Below are 14207 nucleotides of genomic sequence, written 5' to 3'. Positions count from 1 at the left end.
CGCCGGTGCATGGTCCCGCGCGAACGGACAGACAGGGGGACGCTGCCATGCCTGCCGACCATTCCCACGATGATCACGGCCCCTTCGGCCGCCCGCTGTTCGACGATCCCTCTGCCAGGGCCCTGTCGCGCGTCGGCGTGGTGGACGTGGGCTCGAACTCCATCCGCATGGTGGTCTTCGACGGCGCGGCGCGCAGCCCCGCCTATTTCTACAACGAAAAGATCATGGCCGGCCTCGGCAAGAACCTGGCCGAAACCGGCAGGCTCAACCCCGAGGGCCGAGTCCGGGCGGTGGCCGCGCTGAAACGCTTCGCGCTTCTGGCCGAAGGCATGGGCATCGCCCCCCTCACCGTCGTCGCCACCGCCGCCACGCGCGAGGCCGAGGACGGCCCCGACTTCCAGGCCGAGGTGCTGCGCGAAACCGGGCTGAAGCTCTGGGTCATCGACGGCGACGAAGAGGCGCGTCTGTCGGCCCAGGGCGTGCTCCTCGGCTGGCCCGACGCCAAGGGCGTGGTCTGCGACATCGGCGGCAACTCGATGGAACTGGCCCGCATCGGCGACGGCAAGGTCGGTCGCCGCGTCTCCACGCCCCTCGGCCCCTTCCGGCTCCAGCAGGCCGCGCCCACCCCCGACAAGCGCCGCCTGCACATCGACCGCATCCTGAAGGACGCCCAGGCCCAGATCCGCTCGGAAGGCGAACGCATCTACCTCGTCGGCGGCTCCTGGCGCGTCATCGCGCGGCTCGACATGGAACGGCGCAACTACCCGCTCACCGTGCTCCACGAATACCGCATGACGCCGCGCTCGCTCCTCGACACGCTCGACTGGATCGCCGCCTCCGACCTCGCCCTCCTGCGCGCCCGCACCGGCACTTCGGCCGACCGTATGGAACTGGTCCCCCTCGCCTGCGAGGTTCTGCGCGAAGTGGTGAAACTCCTCAAACCCTCCGAAATCGACGTCTCCGCCTATGGCATCCGCGAGGGCCTGCTCTACGAACAGATGCCCGACCGCCTGCGCCAGCGCGACCCGCTGATCGAGGCCGCGCGCATGGCCGAACTCACCTCGGCCCGCATGCCCGGCTTCGGTCGCAAGCTCTATGACTTCCTCGCGCCCCTCTTCCGGGACTGGCCCGAGGACCGGATGCGCCTGGTGAAGGCCGCCTGCCTGTTGCACGACACCACCTGGCGCGCCCACCCCGATTACCGGGCCGAAGTCTGCTTCGACAACGCCACCCGCGCCAACCTCGGCGGGCTCGACCATCCCGGCCGCGTCTTCCTCGGCCTGTCGCTCCTGCACCGATACAAAAACAGCCGCGCGGGCTCGCGCCTCGAACCCCTGTTCCGCCTGCTGACAGAGGACGAGATGGCCCAGGCCGAAGTCCTCGGCAAAGCCATGCGCTTCGGCGCCATGTTCTCCATCGGCGACCCGGCCGAAGCCGCCACCCTGTCCTGGCGCCCGAAAAAGCGCGTGATCGAGCTTGCCCTCACCGAACGCGGCCGCGGCCTTTACGGCGAGGTCGCGCAGGCCCGCTTCCAGTCGCTCGCCCTGGCACTGAAGGCCGTTCCCGCCGTCATCGGCGCGAACGAGGTCCTGGCGTGAACGGCATCGACCATATCGTCGTCTCGGCCAACAGCCTCGCCGAAGGCGTGGCCCATGTCGAAGCCGCGCTTGGCGTGACGCTTGCTGGCGGCGGCAAGCACGCGCTCATGTCCACCCACAACCGGCTCCTGGGCCTTGGCGATCTCTATCTTGAAGTCATCGCCATCGACCCCGAGGCCCCGCCCCCCGGCCGCCCCCGCTGGTTCGACCTCGACCATTTCGCAGGCCCGCCGCGCCTGACCAACTGGGTCGCCCAGGCCCAGGATCTGCCCGCCACCCTGGCGCTTTGTCCGCCCGGCCTTGGCAAGCCGGTCGAAATGACCCGCGGCGCCTACCGCTGGGATTATACCGTTCCGGCCGATGGCCGCCTGCCCTTCGACGGCGCTTTCCCCGCGCTCCTGCACTGGCACGGCCGCCGCCCGCCCGACGACCTGCCCGACTGCGGCCTGCGCCTCACCCGCTTCGACCTGATCCACCCCCAGGCCGACGCCCTGCGCACAGCCCTTGGCGCCATCATCGACGACGACCGGATCACCGTCACCCAGGGCCCGGCCAAGGCCCTGCGCGCCACCTTCGATGGCCCCTCCGGCCCGCGCGTCCTCGCATGATCCGCCCCGCCACCGCAGCCGATGTCGAATCCGTCGCGGCGCTCTGGAACGGGCTGATCCGCGACACCACCGTCACCTTCACCTCAAAGGAAAAGACACTGGCCGAGGTGGCCGAGACCATCGCAGCCCGCCAACGCGACGGCTTCACCTTCCTTGTCGCCGAACATGGCAGCAAGGTCGCGGGCTTCGCCACCTATGCCCAGTTCCGCGGCGGTGATGGCTATGCCCGCTGCATGGAACATTCCATTCACCTCGAACCGCTGGCCCGTGGCCAGGGCCTTGGCCGCAGGCTCATGCAGGCGATCGAAGACCACGCCCGCGCCCGCGGCACCCATTCCATGATCGCCGGCGTCAGCGCCGAAAATGCCGGCGGGCTCGCCTTCCACGGGGCACTCGGCTACCGGACCATCGCAACCGTGCCGGAATCCGGCTTCAAGTTCGGCCGCTGGCTTGACCTTGTGCTGATGCAGAAGATCCTGGACTGACAAGACCCGCACGGCATCGTAGGCTGACCCCATGTCGATCTGGTCCCGCATCTCTGCCGCGCTTGCAGCGCTCGCCCAGGGCGAACCGCTCTCGGTCGTGTTCGACCGCCTGCGCGGCGATCCCGAGGTTTCGGTCGGCTTCACCATCGCCGTCATCGCGCTTGGGGCAAAGCTCGCCAAGGCCGATGGCGAGGTCACGCGCGACGAGGTCGCCTGCTTCCGCCGCATCTTCACCATCCCGCCGGATGAAGAGGCCAACGCCGCCCGCGTCTACAACCTCGCCCGGCAGGATGTGGCGGGCTTCGAGTTCTACGCCCGCAAGATCGGCAAGCTGTTCAAGGGCGGGCATGAAACCCTGTTGCCCGACCTGATGGAGGGCCTCTTCCGCGTGGCGGTGGCCGATGGCCACTACAACGATGCCGAGGATGCCTTCCTTCACCAGGTCGCCCGCGAATTCGGCATGGACGACCGCGCCTTCCGCGCCGTTCGTGCGCGCTGTGTCGAGGGCGTGCCGCGCGATCCCTATGACGTGCTGGGCGTCACACATGACACCGACCTCGACGACATCCGCGCCGCATGGAAGCGCGCCGTGCGCGAGAACCACCCCGACGCGCTGATCGCCCGCGGCCTCCCGCCCGAGGCCGCCAAGCTGGCCGAGGCGCGCATGGTCGCCATCAACCGCGCCTGGGAAGAGATCGAATCCGAACGCTCGCCCCGGATGCTGCCGGCCTGACCGGGATGGCAAGGAATGCCCCCCAGGTTGCGCAAGCCGGCCCGGCGGAGGGCAAGACCCGGCCCGCTCCGGATCATCCCCTGCGCATCGCCACCTACAACGTCGAATGGTTCAACACCCTCTTCGACGACCAGGGTCATCTTCTGGCCGACATCCAGCCCTCGGCGCGCTACAAGATCAGCCGCGCCGAACAGCTGACGGCGCTCGGCATCGTCTTCACCGCGCTCGATGCCGATGGCATCATGGTGATCGAGGCGCCCGATACCAATGGCCGCCGCTCCACCGTCACTGCACTGGAAAGTTTCGCGCGCCATTTTGGTCTGCGCGCCCGCCGCACGCTGATCGGCTTCGCCTCTGAAACCGAACAGGAAATTGCCTTCCTCTACGATCCAGACCGGCTGACCGCACGCCATGATCCGCAAGGCGATCCCTCGGGCAAGAAGGGCAGCGAGGACGCCCCCCGTTTCGACGGCGCGTTCCGCTACGATCTCGATCAGGACGGCGTCTTCGACACCATCCGCTTCTCGAAACCGCCCCTTGAACTCGCGGTTGAAACCGCGTCAGGCCAAACCGTCCGGCTGATCGGCGTACATGCCAAGTCGAAAAACCCGCACGGCTTTGCGGGGCGAGAGGAGTTTCTGCGCGTCTCCATCGAGAACCGCCGCAAGCAGCTCGCGCAATGCCTCTGGCTCCGCCAGCGCGTCGATGCCCATCTGGCGGCGGGCGACGACCTGATCGTGATGGGCGATTTCAACGATGGTCCCGGCCTCGACCGGTTTGAACGGCTCTTCGGCCATTCCGGCATCGAGGTTGTGCTGGGTGTGGACGGCACGCCCGAAAGCCACCTCTACGACCCCAATGCCATCCTTGGCTTCGGTCCGCGCATGGGCGCCGGGCCGACCTCGGCGCGGTTCTGGTATGCGCCGCAGAAATGCTATTTCGAGGCGCTTCTCGATTTCATCATGGTCTCGTCCCGTCTGGCCGGCATGCAGCCCGCGCCGGTCTGGCGCATCTGGCACCCGAACAACGACCCGCGCATCGCCACCGTGCCCGAACTGCGTGACGCCCTGCTCACCGCCTCGGATCACTTCCCGGTGTCGCTGGACATCGCCCTTTGAGGACGCTGTCGTCGCGCCTATATTGCGCGCCATGAAAGCTGTTGTCCTCGCCCTGCCCCTCGCCCTCCTCGCGCCCGCCCTGCCGGCGCAAGAACCGCCTGCTGCGTCCAGCGAAATCGACGAAGGCATGTCGCTTCTGGAAGAAGGCGCGCGGATGTTCCTTCGCGGCCTGATGACCGAGGTCGAACCGAAGATGCAGGACATGCAGAAGGGGCTGGACGATCTGGGCAGCAAGATGGGCTCGGCGCTCGATCAGGCGCAGCCCTGGATCACCGCCCTGTCCTCGATGGTGGACGATTTCGGCTATTACGATCCGCCCGAACGCCTACCCAATGGCGACATCATCATCCGGCGCAAGGCAGACGCCCCGCCGGTGGTGCTGGAAAACCTGCCGCCCGAGCCTCAGACGGACCTGTAGGTTCGGCGCATTGGCGAAGCGGTTGCCCCCATCCGGCGCGCGAGGCTTCGGACCTCCACAAGAGTTAAGTCCAAGCATACTACACGACACAGGGGGTTTGTGAGGGCGGCGGGTTGGTTCAGAGTATCGGACTCTTCCTCGCCAAAGGAGCGTCCGATGGACCGTCCCGTGATCGCCGCCCTCGCCGAAGTGCTAGGCGGGTTTGTCCAGTTGAGCAAGTCGCGGCTGGAGACGATGGCGCTGATCGTGGTGGGCATGATCGGGGCGCGCACGGTCAATCTCGCCCATCTGGCCAGCGAACGGGGCAGCGACCGCGCGGCCCTCGCCTCGACCTACCGTCGTCTGCAGCGGTTCTTCCAGCACGTCTGCCTGCCGCAGGACTGGGCGGCGCCGGTGATCGCACAACTGGCGGGCGGTGCAGAAGGACGGACGCTGGTGATGGACCGGACCAACTGGAAGATCGGCGGGACGGCGGTGAACCTGCTGGTTCTGGCGATCCGCACCCGCCATTCGCAGGTGCCGCTGATGTGGACCGTGCTGGGGCATGCGGGCAATTCTTCCTGCGAGGAGCGCATCGGGCTGATGGCGCGCTATGTCGCGCTGTTCGGGGCGGGGAATGTCGAGACGCTGCTGGCCGACCGCGAGTTCGCGGGCCATGCCTGGCTCAACTGGCTGAACAGGAACAACATTCCCTTCGACATCCGGGTCGCGGTGAACCGGCTGATCATCCGGGCCGACGGGCGCGAGGTGAAGCTCGCCACCCAGGTCACGCTGCCGCGCAAGGGCCGTCACTGCACCGGCACGCTCGAAGGGATGGACCGCCCGCTGCATTTCTCCGCGCGCCTGCCCAGGGGCAATGGCGCCGAATGGGTCATCGTCGCCACCAACCGGACGGGCCACGACGCGCTGAAGACCTACCGCAAGCGGTGGGCCATCGAGCGTCTGTTCAGGAACACCAAGACCAACGGCGTGAACTTCGAGGACACCCGCCTGACCGATCCGGCCAAGCTCCACTTGCTGACCTCCCTCATCGCCCTGGCCGTCGCATGGTCCGTCCGCGCCGCACGCACCGCCCTTGGCAACGCGGCACCCCCGCGAAAGGCCCACGGCTCCCTCGCCATGTCCTACTTCCGCACCGGCTTCACCTTCATCAGGAACCGACTGCGCGCCGACCACCCCGAAACCCTCATCGAGTGGACAAGGCTCAGATCAAACCCGAACTCGGCCAGAGTCGTGTAGTATGAAGTCCAAGTTAAATCGCGCAAGCAACCCATTGATTTCATTACCCGCAAAGGGGCGTCCGAGCTCGGACGCCCCTCGGACGCCTCAGACCCTGGCCGACCGGATCAGTCCCATGATCTCCTTCGCCGCCGCCGGGATATTGGTCCCCGGTCCGAAGATCGCCTTCACCCCGGCCCCCTTCAGGAACTCATAGTCCTGCTGCGGGATCACCCCCCCGCAGATCACGATGATGTCCCCCGCCCCCTTGGCCTCCAGCGCCTCGATCAGCTTGGGCGCCAGCGTCTTGTGCCCCGCCGCCTGGCTGGAAATCCCCACAATATGGACGTCATTGTCCACCGCATCCTGTGCGGCCTCCTCGGGCGTCTGGAACAGCGGCCCCACATCCACATCGAACCCGATGTCGGCGAAGGCCGTGGCGATGACCTTGGCACCCCGGTCGTGGCCATCCTGCCCCATCTTCACCACCAGCATCCGCGGCCGACGGCCCTCTTGCTCGGCAAAGGCCTCCACATCCTTCTGGATCTGGGCAAAGCCCTCGTCACCCTCGTAGGCCGAGCCATAGACGCCGGCCAGCGTCTTGATCTCGGCCCGGTGACGCCCGAAGACCTTTTCCATCGCCATGCTGATCTCTCCCACGCTCGCCCGCGCCCGCGCGGCCTCGACCGCCGCCTCCAGAAGATTGCCCCCCTCGCGCGCCCGCCGCTCCAGCTCGACCAGCGCCGCCTGTGCCCGGCCCTCGTCCCGCGCCGCCCGCGTCGCCACCAGCCGCGCCACCTGCGCCTCCCGGACCTTCATGTTGTCGATGTCCAGGATGTCGATCGGGTCCTGCTTGGCCAGTCGGTACTTGTTGACCCCGACGATCACCTCTTCGCCCCGGTCGATCATCGCCTGCCGCCGGGCGGCACTTTCCTCGATCCTCAGCTTCGGCATGCCGGTGGCGACCGCCTTGGTCATGCCGCCCATCGCCTCGACCTCTTCGATCAGCGCCCAGGCCTTTTCGGCCAGTTCTGCCGTGAGGCTCTCCACGTAGTAACTCCCCGCCAGGGGGTCGACGACATGGGTGATCCCCGTCTCTTCCTGCAGGATCAGCTGGGTGTTGCGGGCGATGCGGGCCGAAAACTCGGTCGGCAGCGCAATCGCCTCGTCCAGCGCGTTGGTGTGCAGCGACTGCGTCCCCCCAAGTGCCGCCGCCATCGCCTCGTAAGCCGTGCGGATCACGTTGTTGTAGGGGTCCTGCTCCTGCAGGCTCACGCCCGAGGTCTGGCAATGGGTGCGCAGCATCAGGCTGCCGGGCTTCTTCGGGCCGAACTCCGACATGATGCGGTGCCACAAGAGCCGCGCCGCCCGCAGCTTCGCGGCCTCCATGAAGAAGTTCATGCCGATGGCGAAGAAGAAGGAAAGCCGCCCGGCGAAATCGTCCACGTTCATGCCGCGGGCCAGCGCCGCGCGGACATATTCGCGGCCATCGGCCAGGGTGAAAGCCAGCTCCTGTACCAGGTTCGCGCCCGCCTCCTGCATGTGATAGCCGGAGATCGAGATCGAGTTGAACTTGGGCATCTCGGCGCTGGTGTATTCGATGATGTCCGCGATGATCCGCATCGAGGGTTCGGGCGGATAGATGTAGGTGTTGCGGACCATGAACTCCTTGAGGATGTCGTTCTGGATGGTCCCTGACAGTTCGGCCCGCGGCACGCCCTGCTCTTCCCCGGTGACGATGAAGTTGGCGAGGATCGGGATGACCGCGCCGTTCATCGTCATCGAGACGCTGACCTTTTCCAGCGGGATGCCGTCAAAGAGGATCTTCATGTCCTCGACCGAGTCGATGGCCACGCCCGCCTTGCCGACATCGCCCACCACGCGGGGGTGGTCGCTGTCATAGCCGCGGTGGGTGGCCAGGTCGAAGGCGACCGATACGCCCTGCTGACCGGCGGCCAGGGCCTTGCGGTAGAAGGCGTTGGATTCCTCCGCCGTCGAGAAGCCCGCATACTGGCGGATCGTCCAGGGACGACCGGCATACATCGTGGCGCGCACGCCGCGCGTGAAGGGGGCAAGGCCGGGCATGGTGCCCAGATGGTCGAGCCCCGCAAGATCGGCCGAGGTGTAGAGCGGTTTGACCGGAATGCCTTCCAGCGTGTTCCAGGTCAGGCCCTCGGGGTCTGCGCCCTTCAGTTCCTTCGCGGCAAGCTTGCGCCAGCTGTCCAGATCTTCACTCATCGCTCTCGTCCTTCGTGTGGCCGGGCTGGGCCTCCCGGCGGTTCCGCTTTGGCATCAAGGGACTTCGTGCCTATATCCAAGGCAGGGAGGTCCCATGAAACCGCTTCATGTCCTTGTTGCACTGGCATTGCTGCCACTGGCCGCGTTGGCCGAAGAGCCCCCCGCCGTCGGCCCCGTGCCGGCGGCCGATGTGGTGCTGGCCGATTTCCTGTGGCAGCGCCGGCCCGTCGTCGTTTTCGCCGACCGGCCCGACGATCCGCAGTTCATCCGCCAGATGGCGGCGATCAACAGTGGCCTGGCCGAGTTGGAAGAGCGCGACGTCGTGGTGATCACCGACACCGATCCCGCCGCCCGGTCCGATGCCCGCCAGAGGCTGCGACCTCGCGGGTTTTCGCTGGTCCTCTTGGACAAGGACGGACAGGTGAAACGCCGCCAGCCCTCGCCCTGGTCGATGCGCGAGATCACGCATACCATCGACCGCTTCCCCTTGCGCCGCGAGGAGATGCTGGAACGCAACCCCTCGGGCCGGTAGGCGGCCGCGCGGGCCACCTATTCGAACTCCATGATCACATCGTCCACCTTCAGGCTTTGCCCGGCCGAGGTGCGGATCGCCTTCACCACGCCCGTGCGTTCGGCCTTGAGGATGTTCTCCATCTTCATCGCCTCGACGGTGGCAAGTGCCTGGCCTTCCTGCACTTCCTGACCCACTTCGACCGCGATCTTCACCACCAGGCCCGGCATCGGGCACAGCAGATACTTCGACGTGTCGGGGGGCAGCTTTTCAGGCATCAACTCGGCAAGCTGGGCCTGGCGAGGGGTCTGGATGTGGCATTTCAGGTCGGCGCCGCGCAGGCGCAGGCGGAAGCCCATGGGGATCTTGGCCACCTTCATCACCAGGGGCCGGCCATCCACCATCACGCGGGCGAGGTGCTGACCCGGCGTCCAGTCGGATGTCACGCGGTGCGCCGTACCATCATCGAAGGTGACGGTGGAGCCTTCCGGGTCGGCCGCGATGGCCACGCGGAAGGTGTCGCCGTTCAGCGCCACCACCCAGTCGTCGCCGACCTTGCGGCGGTGGTTGTCCATCGTGCCGGAAATGCGGGTGCGGCGGATTTCGGCCACCCGGTTCATCGCCGCCGCTGCCGCCGCCACACGGCGCATGAGATCGGGCGCGAGCGTGGTGCCCTGGAAGCCCTCGGGATACTCTTCCGCGATGAAGGCGGTGGAGATGTCGCCCGAAACGAACCGCGGATGGTCCATCACCGCCGCGCAGAACGGCAGATTGTGGCCGATTCCCTCGACCTCGAAGGTGTCGAGCGCGAGCCGCATCTCTTCTATCGCCGCATCTCGCGTGGGGCCCCAGGTGCAAAGCTTGGCGATCATCGGGTCGTAATACATGCTGATCTCGCCGCCCTCATAGACGCCGGTATCGTTGCGCACGATGCCGCCCGAGGCGGTTGAGCCTTCCACCGGGGGACGATAGCGCGTGAGGCGACCGATGGAGGGCAGGAACTTGCGGTAGGGATCCTCCGCGTAAAGCCGGCTTTCCATGGCCCAGCCGTTGATCTTCACATCGGCTTGCGTGAAGGGCAGCGGCTCTCCGTTCGCGACGCGGATCATCTGTTCCACGAGGTCCACGCCGGTGATGAGTTCCGTGACCGGGTGTTCCACCTGCAGGCGGGTGTTCATTTCCAGGAAGTAGAAGTTGCGCTGCGCATCCACGATGAATTCGACCGTGCCGGCGCTGGTGTAGCCCACGGCCCGTGCCAAGGCGCAGGCCTGTTCGCCCATTGCCTTTCGGGTGGCCGGGTCAAGGAAGGAAGAAGGCGCCTCTTCGATGACTTTCTGGTTGCGTCGCTGGATCGAACATTCGCGCTCGTTCAGGTAAAGGCAGTTGCCGTGCTTGTCGGCCAGAACCTGAATTTCGATGTGGCGCGGTTGCGTGACGAACTTCTCGATGAAGATCCGGTCGTCGCCAAAGCTGGCCGCCGCCTCGTTCTTGGAGGACTGGAAACCCTCGCGCGCCTCGTCATCGCTCCAGGCAATGCGCATGCCCTTGCCGCCGCCGCCGGCGCTGGCCTTGATCATCACCGGATAGCCGACCTCGCGCGCGATCTTTACCGCTTCCTCGGCATCCGCGATGAGGCCCATGTAGCCGGGAACGGTGGAAACCCCGGCTTCCCTGGCAATCTTCTTCGAGGTGATCTTGTCGCCCATCGCCTCGATCGCGGGGCTGGGCGGGCCGATAAAGACAACACCCGCCTTCTCAAGTTCCGCCGCGAAGTGCATGTTTTCTGAAAGAAACCCGTAGCCGGGGTGAACTGCCTCGGCACCCGTGGCCTTGATCGCGGCCATGATCTTGTCGATCACGATGTAGCTTTGCGCGGCAGGGGACGGACCGATGTGCACCGCCTCGTCGGCCATTCTTACGTGCAGAGCGTTGCGGTCGGCGTCAGAGTAAACCGCCACGGTCTTGATGCCCATCTTGCGGGCCGATTTGATGACCCGGCAGGCGATCTCTCCCCGGTTGGCGATCAGGATCTTCTTGAACATTTCACTTCCGTCCCTCTGGTGCGCGGTGGGCCATGCGCAAACGTGAACGCGCCGCCGGGAACTACCCGGCGGCGCGCGAAAGGCTGTGTTGTCCGGTCAGCGACCAGACGGATGCAGGTGCAGGATCAGCAGCCCGGCGCGTTTGCGTCGGCGATACAGGCCGCAGCCACGTTGCCAAGCGCGCCGATGGCCGCGCCACCCGCCACGTTGTTGCCGGTCGCGCCAGCGACAAGACCGCCGGCGATGCCGCCCATGAGGGCGCGCTCACCAACCGTCTGGTTGGTGCAGCCGGCTGCGGCCAGTACGGCCAGAAGGGCCGAAACGGTGAGAATACGCATGTTGCTCTGCCTCCTAGTGCAATTCTTCGCCGCGCACTATCGCCGCAGGTCACAATGGTGTCAAAGGGCAAAACCCCTGACACGGACAAAGTGGCAACAACGTGCGGGGCGAGGGAGAAGGTCATTCGTCGTCGTCCTCCCAGTCGTCGAATACGACCGCTGGCGCCTCGGGCGCGAAGACCTGGGGGAAAGACGCCTCGGCCCGGCGACGGTCGATGCGCAGCAAGGCTTCATAGCTTTCGGGATCGAAAGGGTCTTCGGCCGGGACGACCTCGCGGCCAAAGAGCCAGGACAGGCGGCCGGCATCCAGGTTGCCGCGTTCGAAAGGTTCTTCGCCGAAATACTGCCAGAGCGCGGCCATGAAGGCCTCGTCCGCCCGCCGGTCCACGGCCTTGCGATCCTTGAAACGCTCGCGCTTGAAGATCTTGGTCGCGCCCGCCTTGTTGGCGCGGCGGATCGTGAACTGGAAGTCGCTGCTTGGAAGTCGACCGGGGAAGCCGCGATGCTTCAGCATGGCAGCCCCCCATTCGCAGCGGTTCGCCTGGGGGCGGTCCTTTCAAGCAGGGCCGGTTCCCGTTGCGTCCGTCCTGCCCGCGCCGTCTGAACGGCAAGCGCGGGCAGGCAGAGCGAGCGGAACTCAGCGGGCCGCGCGGCCCTGGGTATCCGCGTCAGCCGCCTCGCCGGCACCGATCGCCGAGGGGTTGTCGTCGGCATTCGGCGAAGGGCCGGTGTCGGTGTTGACGCAGCCTGCCAGGACGGCCAGCAGCATGGTCGAGATAAGCACGGCAGAAAGGCGCATTCGGACCTCCATTCACTTGTCCGAGAGAAAGCATAGACCGGCTTTGCGCCAAGTCGCAATGACAGTCTGCCGCAGGTTGTGGGCATCAGAACATCTCCCAGATGCAGGTGCCATTCTCGACACGGTAGGCTTCGAAAAACTGGGTCACGTCGGGCAAGACTTCTCCGAAAGGCACGGGCTGGTCCGAAAGCGAGATGATGATCTGGGCCGGCTGCGGCCCGTTCGGGTCGATGCGCGGCAAGGCGAAATTCTGGCAAAGCGCGGCCATGTCGGCGGAAGCGGTCTCGGGGTCGATGGTGCCGCCTTGGGCGATCTGTGGCGCGATGAAGCGGAACCGGAAGGTCAGGCCGGATGGGCCGGGCTCGTTCCAGATCACGTCCTGCAACGTGACCGGCTGGCCCGAGGGAACGACGATTGTCTCCCCCGCCTTCACCAGGACCGCGCCCCCTTCAGCGGCACCCGTCCCTTCTTCCCATCCGCTTCCCATCGCCGCTTCCCCCTACGCTGATCCTACAGGGGAATGTTGTCGTGCTTCTTCCAGGGATTCGACAGCTTCTTTCCGCGCAGCGAGGCGAAGGCGCGGGCCACGCGCCGCCGGGTCGAGGCCGGCATGATCACCTCGTCAATGAACCCGCGTTCGGCGGCGACGAAGGGATTGGCGAAGCGGTCCTCGTAGTCCTTCACTCGGCCCGCGATCTTTTCCGGCTCGCCCAACTCGCTGCGATAGAGGATTTCGACCGCCCCCTTCGCGCCCATCACGGCCACTTCCGCGGTGGGCCAGGCATAGTTGAAATCGCCGCGCAGATGTTTGGACGACATCACGTCATAGGCGCCGCCATAGGCTTTGCGCGTGATCACCGTGACTTTCGGCACCGTCGCCTCGCCGTAGGCGAACAGCAGCTTCGCGCCATGCTTGATGACCCCGCCATACTCCTGCGAGGTGCCAGGCAGGAAGCCGGGCACATCCACCAGCGTCAGGATCGGGATTTCGAAGGCATCGCAGAACCGTACGAAACGCGCGGCCTTCCGGCTGGCATCGATGTCCAGGCATCCTGCAAGCACCATGGGCTGGTTCGCGACCACGCCGACGGACTGCCCCTCGATGCGGATGAAGCCGATGATGATGTTGCCCGCAAAGTCCTTTTGGATTTCGAAGAAGTCGCCCTCGTCGGCGATCTTCACGATCAGTTCCTTCATGTCATAGGGCTGGTTAGGATTGTCCGGCACCAGCGTGTCCAGGCTCTTCTCGATCCGCGCGGGGTCGTCGAAGAAGGGGCGGACCGGCGCCTTCTCGCGGTTGTTCAGGGGCAGGAAGTCGAACAGCCTGCGGGTCTCGGCCAGCGCCTCGACATCGTTCTCATAGGCGCCGTCGGCCACGCTGGACTTGCGGGTATGCGTCGAGGCGCCTCCCAGTTCTTCGGCGGTGACATGTTCATTGGTCACCGTCTTCACCACGTCGGGGCCGGTGACGAACATGTAGGAGCTATCCTTCACCATGAAGATGAAGTCGGTCATCGCCGGCGAATAGACGGCGCCGCCGGCGCAGGGCCCCATGATCAGGGAAATCTGCGGCACCACGCCCGATGCCAGGATGTTGCGCTGGAACACTTCGCCATAGGCCGCCAGCGACCCTACCCCCTCCTGGATGCGGGCGCCGCCGGAATCGTTGATGCCGATCACCGGTGCCCCGTTCTGGATCGCCATGTCCATGATCTTGCAGATCTTCGCGGCATGGGTTTCACTGACCGAGCCGCCAAGGACGGTGAAATCCTGGCTGAACACATAGACTTGCCGGCCGTTGATGGTGCCCCAGCCAGTGACCACACCGTCTCCCGGCGTTCGGGTCTCTTCCATACCGAAATCGGTGCACCGATGTGCCACGAACATGTCGAACTCTTCAAAAGAGCCCTCGTCCAGCAGAAGCTCGATCCGCTCGCGCGCAGTCAGCTTGCCTTTGGCGTGCTGCGCGTCGATCCGGCGCTGACCGCCACCGATGCGAGCCACGTCACGGCGCTTTTCCAGCTCGTGCAGGATGTCCTTCATGCCGTCCTCCCTGAATGCAGTCGCAGCATAGCGATGGCTACTCCCTGCCGGAAGCGGA

The 14207-nt window shown here is 66.0% G+C and carries 15 protein-coding genes; 8 read left to right on the top strand and 7 right to left on the bottom strand.

The annotated features are described in order from the left end of the window. Nucleotides 1-47: 47 nt before the first annotated feature. The 7 genes from JO391_RS06360 to JO391_RS06330 all read left to right on the top strand — a co-directional run bounded on the left by JO391_RS06360 (nucleotide 48) and on the right by JO391_RS06330 (nucleotide 6199). A complete protein-coding gene (locus JO391_RS06360; RefSeq protein WP_220663464.1) occupies nucleotides 48-1598 on the top strand; it encodes a Ppx/GppA family phosphatase in 1551 nt (516 codons plus the stop codon). Beyond that, on the top strand, nucleotides 1595-2206 hold the full coding sequence (locus tag JO391_RS06355) for a VOC family protein (RefSeq protein WP_220663462.1): 612 nt from the start codon (nucleotides 1595-1597) through the stop codon (nucleotides 2204-2206). The genes JO391_RS06360 and JO391_RS06355 overlap by 4 nt, the downstream gene beginning before the upstream one ends. After that, nucleotides 2203-2691, top strand: coding sequence for a GNAT family N-acetyltransferase (locus tag JO391_RS06350; protein ID WP_220663460.1), 489 nt, complete (start codon nucleotides 2203-2205; stop codon nucleotides 2689-2691). Before JO391_RS06355 ends, JO391_RS06350 begins: the two co-directional genes overlap by 4 nt. A gap of 31 nt (nucleotides 2692-2722) precedes the next feature. After that, a complete protein-coding gene (locus JO391_RS06345) occupies nucleotides 2723-3424 on the top strand; it encodes a TerB family tellurite resistance protein (RefSeq protein ID WP_220663458.1) in 702 nt (233 codons plus the stop codon). An 80-nt stretch (nucleotides 3425-3504) separates the two neighbouring features. Then, nucleotides 3505-4542, top strand: coding sequence for an endonuclease/exonuclease/phosphatase family protein (locus tag JO391_RS06340; RefSeq protein ID WP_220664463.1), 1038 nt, complete (start codon nucleotides 3505-3507; stop codon nucleotides 4540-4542). A 31-nt stretch (nucleotides 4543-4573) separates the two neighbouring features. Continuing rightward, nucleotides 4574-4960 carry an AAA+ family ATPase gene (locus tag JO391_RS06335; protein WP_220663456.1) on the top strand — a complete coding sequence of 129 codons (387 nt, stop codon included), beginning with the start codon at nucleotides 4574-4576 and terminating at the stop codon, nucleotides 4958-4960. A 156-nt stretch (nucleotides 4961-5116) separates the two neighbouring features. Beyond that, nucleotides 5117-6199 (top strand): IS4 family transposase, encoded by a 1083-nt coding sequence (locus tag JO391_RS06330; RefSeq protein ID WP_259444834.1) that lies wholly within the window; start codon nucleotides 5117-5119, stop codon nucleotides 6197-6199. A gap of 87 nt (nucleotides 6200-6286) precedes the next feature. On the opposite strand, the gene scpA is transcribed toward JO391_RS06330, so the two are convergent. Then, nucleotides 6287-8416, bottom strand: coding sequence for a methylmalonyl-CoA mutase (gene scpA, locus JO391_RS06325; protein WP_220663454.1), 2130 nt, complete (start codon nucleotides 8414-8416; stop codon nucleotides 6287-6289). A 94-nt stretch (nucleotides 8417-8510) separates the two neighbouring features. Between scpA and JO391_RS06320 the strand changes: the two genes are divergently transcribed. Beyond that, a complete protein-coding gene (locus tag JO391_RS06320; protein WP_220663452.1) occupies nucleotides 8511-8948 on the top strand; it encodes a DUF4174 domain-containing protein in 438 nt (145 codons plus the stop codon). A 17-nt stretch (nucleotides 8949-8965) separates the two neighbouring features. Here JO391_RS06320 and JO391_RS06315 read toward each other — a convergent pair whose 3' ends face one another. The 6 genes from JO391_RS06315 to JO391_RS06290 form a co-directional block, all read right to left on the bottom strand. After that, a complete protein-coding gene (locus JO391_RS06315) occupies nucleotides 8966-10969 on the bottom strand; it encodes an acetyl-CoA carboxylase biotin carboxylase subunit (RefSeq protein WP_220663450.1) in 2004 nt (667 codons plus the stop codon). A 125-nt stretch (nucleotides 10970-11094) separates the two neighbouring features. After that, the gene (locus JO391_RS06310; RefSeq protein WP_220663448.1) at nucleotides 11095-11307 is read right to left on the bottom strand and encodes a hypothetical protein; all 213 of its coding nucleotides are present in this window, start codon (nucleotides 11305-11307) and stop codon (nucleotides 11095-11097) included. Between the two features lie 121 nt (nucleotides 11308-11428). After that, nucleotides 11429-11821 carry a hypothetical protein gene (locus tag JO391_RS06305; RefSeq protein WP_220663446.1) on the bottom strand — a complete coding sequence of 131 codons (393 nt, stop codon included), beginning with the start codon at nucleotides 11819-11821 and terminating at the stop codon, nucleotides 11429-11431. A gap of 123 nt (nucleotides 11822-11944) precedes the next feature. Then, a complete protein-coding gene (locus JO391_RS06300) occupies nucleotides 11945-12106 on the bottom strand; it encodes a hypothetical protein (protein ID WP_220663445.1) in 162 nt (53 codons plus the stop codon). Between the two features lie 85 nt (nucleotides 12107-12191). Next, nucleotides 12192-12593, bottom strand: coding sequence for a DUF6497 family protein (locus tag JO391_RS06295; protein WP_375155688.1), 402 nt, complete (start codon nucleotides 12591-12593; stop codon nucleotides 12192-12194). A 23-nt stretch (nucleotides 12594-12616) separates the two neighbouring features. Continuing rightward, nucleotides 12617-14149: an acyl-CoA carboxylase subunit beta gene (locus JO391_RS06290; protein ID WP_220663443.1), complete on the bottom strand. Its 1533-nt coding sequence runs from the start codon at nucleotides 14147-14149 to the stop codon at nucleotides 12617-12619. Between the last annotated feature and the right edge of the window lie 58 nt (nucleotides 14150-14207).

The sequence above is a fragment of the Neotabrizicola shimadae genome, from assembly GCF_019623905.1.
Lineage (GTDB): Bacteria > Pseudomonadota > Alphaproteobacteria > Rhodobacterales > Rhodobacteraceae > Neotabrizicola > Neotabrizicola shimadae.
Note: the sequence above shows the minus strand (reverse complement) of the source record. Positions and strands in the feature narration are given on the sequence as shown.

Bases quoted from the DNA above. Each gene is read 5' to 3' on its own strand.
- JO391_RS06330 (WP_259444834.1), top strand. From the start codon at position 5,117: ATGGACCGTCCCGTGATCGCCGCCCTCGCCGAAGTGCTAGGCGGGTTT.
- JO391_RS06350 (WP_220663460.1), top strand. From the start codon at position 2,203: ATGATCCGCCCCGCCACCGCAGCCGATGTCGAATCCGTCGCGGCGCTC.
- JO391_RS06295 (WP_375155688.1), bottom strand. From the start codon at position 12,593: ATGGGAAGCGGATGGGAAGAAGGGACGGGTGCCGCTGAAGGGGGCGCG.
- JO391_RS06320 (WP_220663452.1), top strand. From the start codon at position 8,511: ATGAAACCGCTTCATGTCCTTGTTGCACTGGCATTGCTGCCACTGGCC.
- JO391_RS06310 (WP_220663448.1), bottom strand. From the start codon at position 11,307: ATGCGTATTCTCACCGTTTCGGCCCTTCTGGCCGTACTGGCCGCAGCC.
- JO391_RS06360 (WP_220663464.1), top strand. From the start codon at position 48: ATGCCTGCCGACCATTCCCACGATGATCACGGCCCCTTCGGCCGCCCG.
- JO391_RS06305 (WP_220663446.1), bottom strand. From the start codon at position 11,821: ATGCTGAAGCATCGCGGCTTCCCCGGTCGACTTCCAAGCAGCGACTTC.
- JO391_RS06290 (WP_220663443.1), bottom strand. From the start codon at position 14,149: ATGAAGGACATCCTGCACGAGCTGGAAAAGCGCCGTGACGTGGCTCGC.
- scpA (WP_220663454.1), bottom strand. From the start codon at position 8,416: ATGAGTGAAGATCTGGACAGCTGGCGCAAGCTTGCCGCGAAGGAACTG.
- JO391_RS06315 (WP_220663450.1), bottom strand. From the start codon at position 10,969: ATGTTCAAGAAGATCCTGATCGCCAACCGGGGAGAGATCGCCTGCCGG.
- JO391_RS06345 (WP_220663458.1), top strand. From the start codon at position 2,723: ATGTCGATCTGGTCCCGCATCTCTGCCGCGCTTGCAGCGCTCGCCCAG.
- JO391_RS06300 (WP_220663445.1), bottom strand. From the start codon at position 12,106: ATGCGCCTTTCTGCCGTGCTTATCTCGACCATGCTGCTGGCCGTCCTG.
- JO391_RS06335 (WP_220663456.1), top strand. From the start codon at position 4,574: ATGAAAGCTGTTGTCCTCGCCCTGCCCCTCGCCCTCCTCGCGCCCGCC.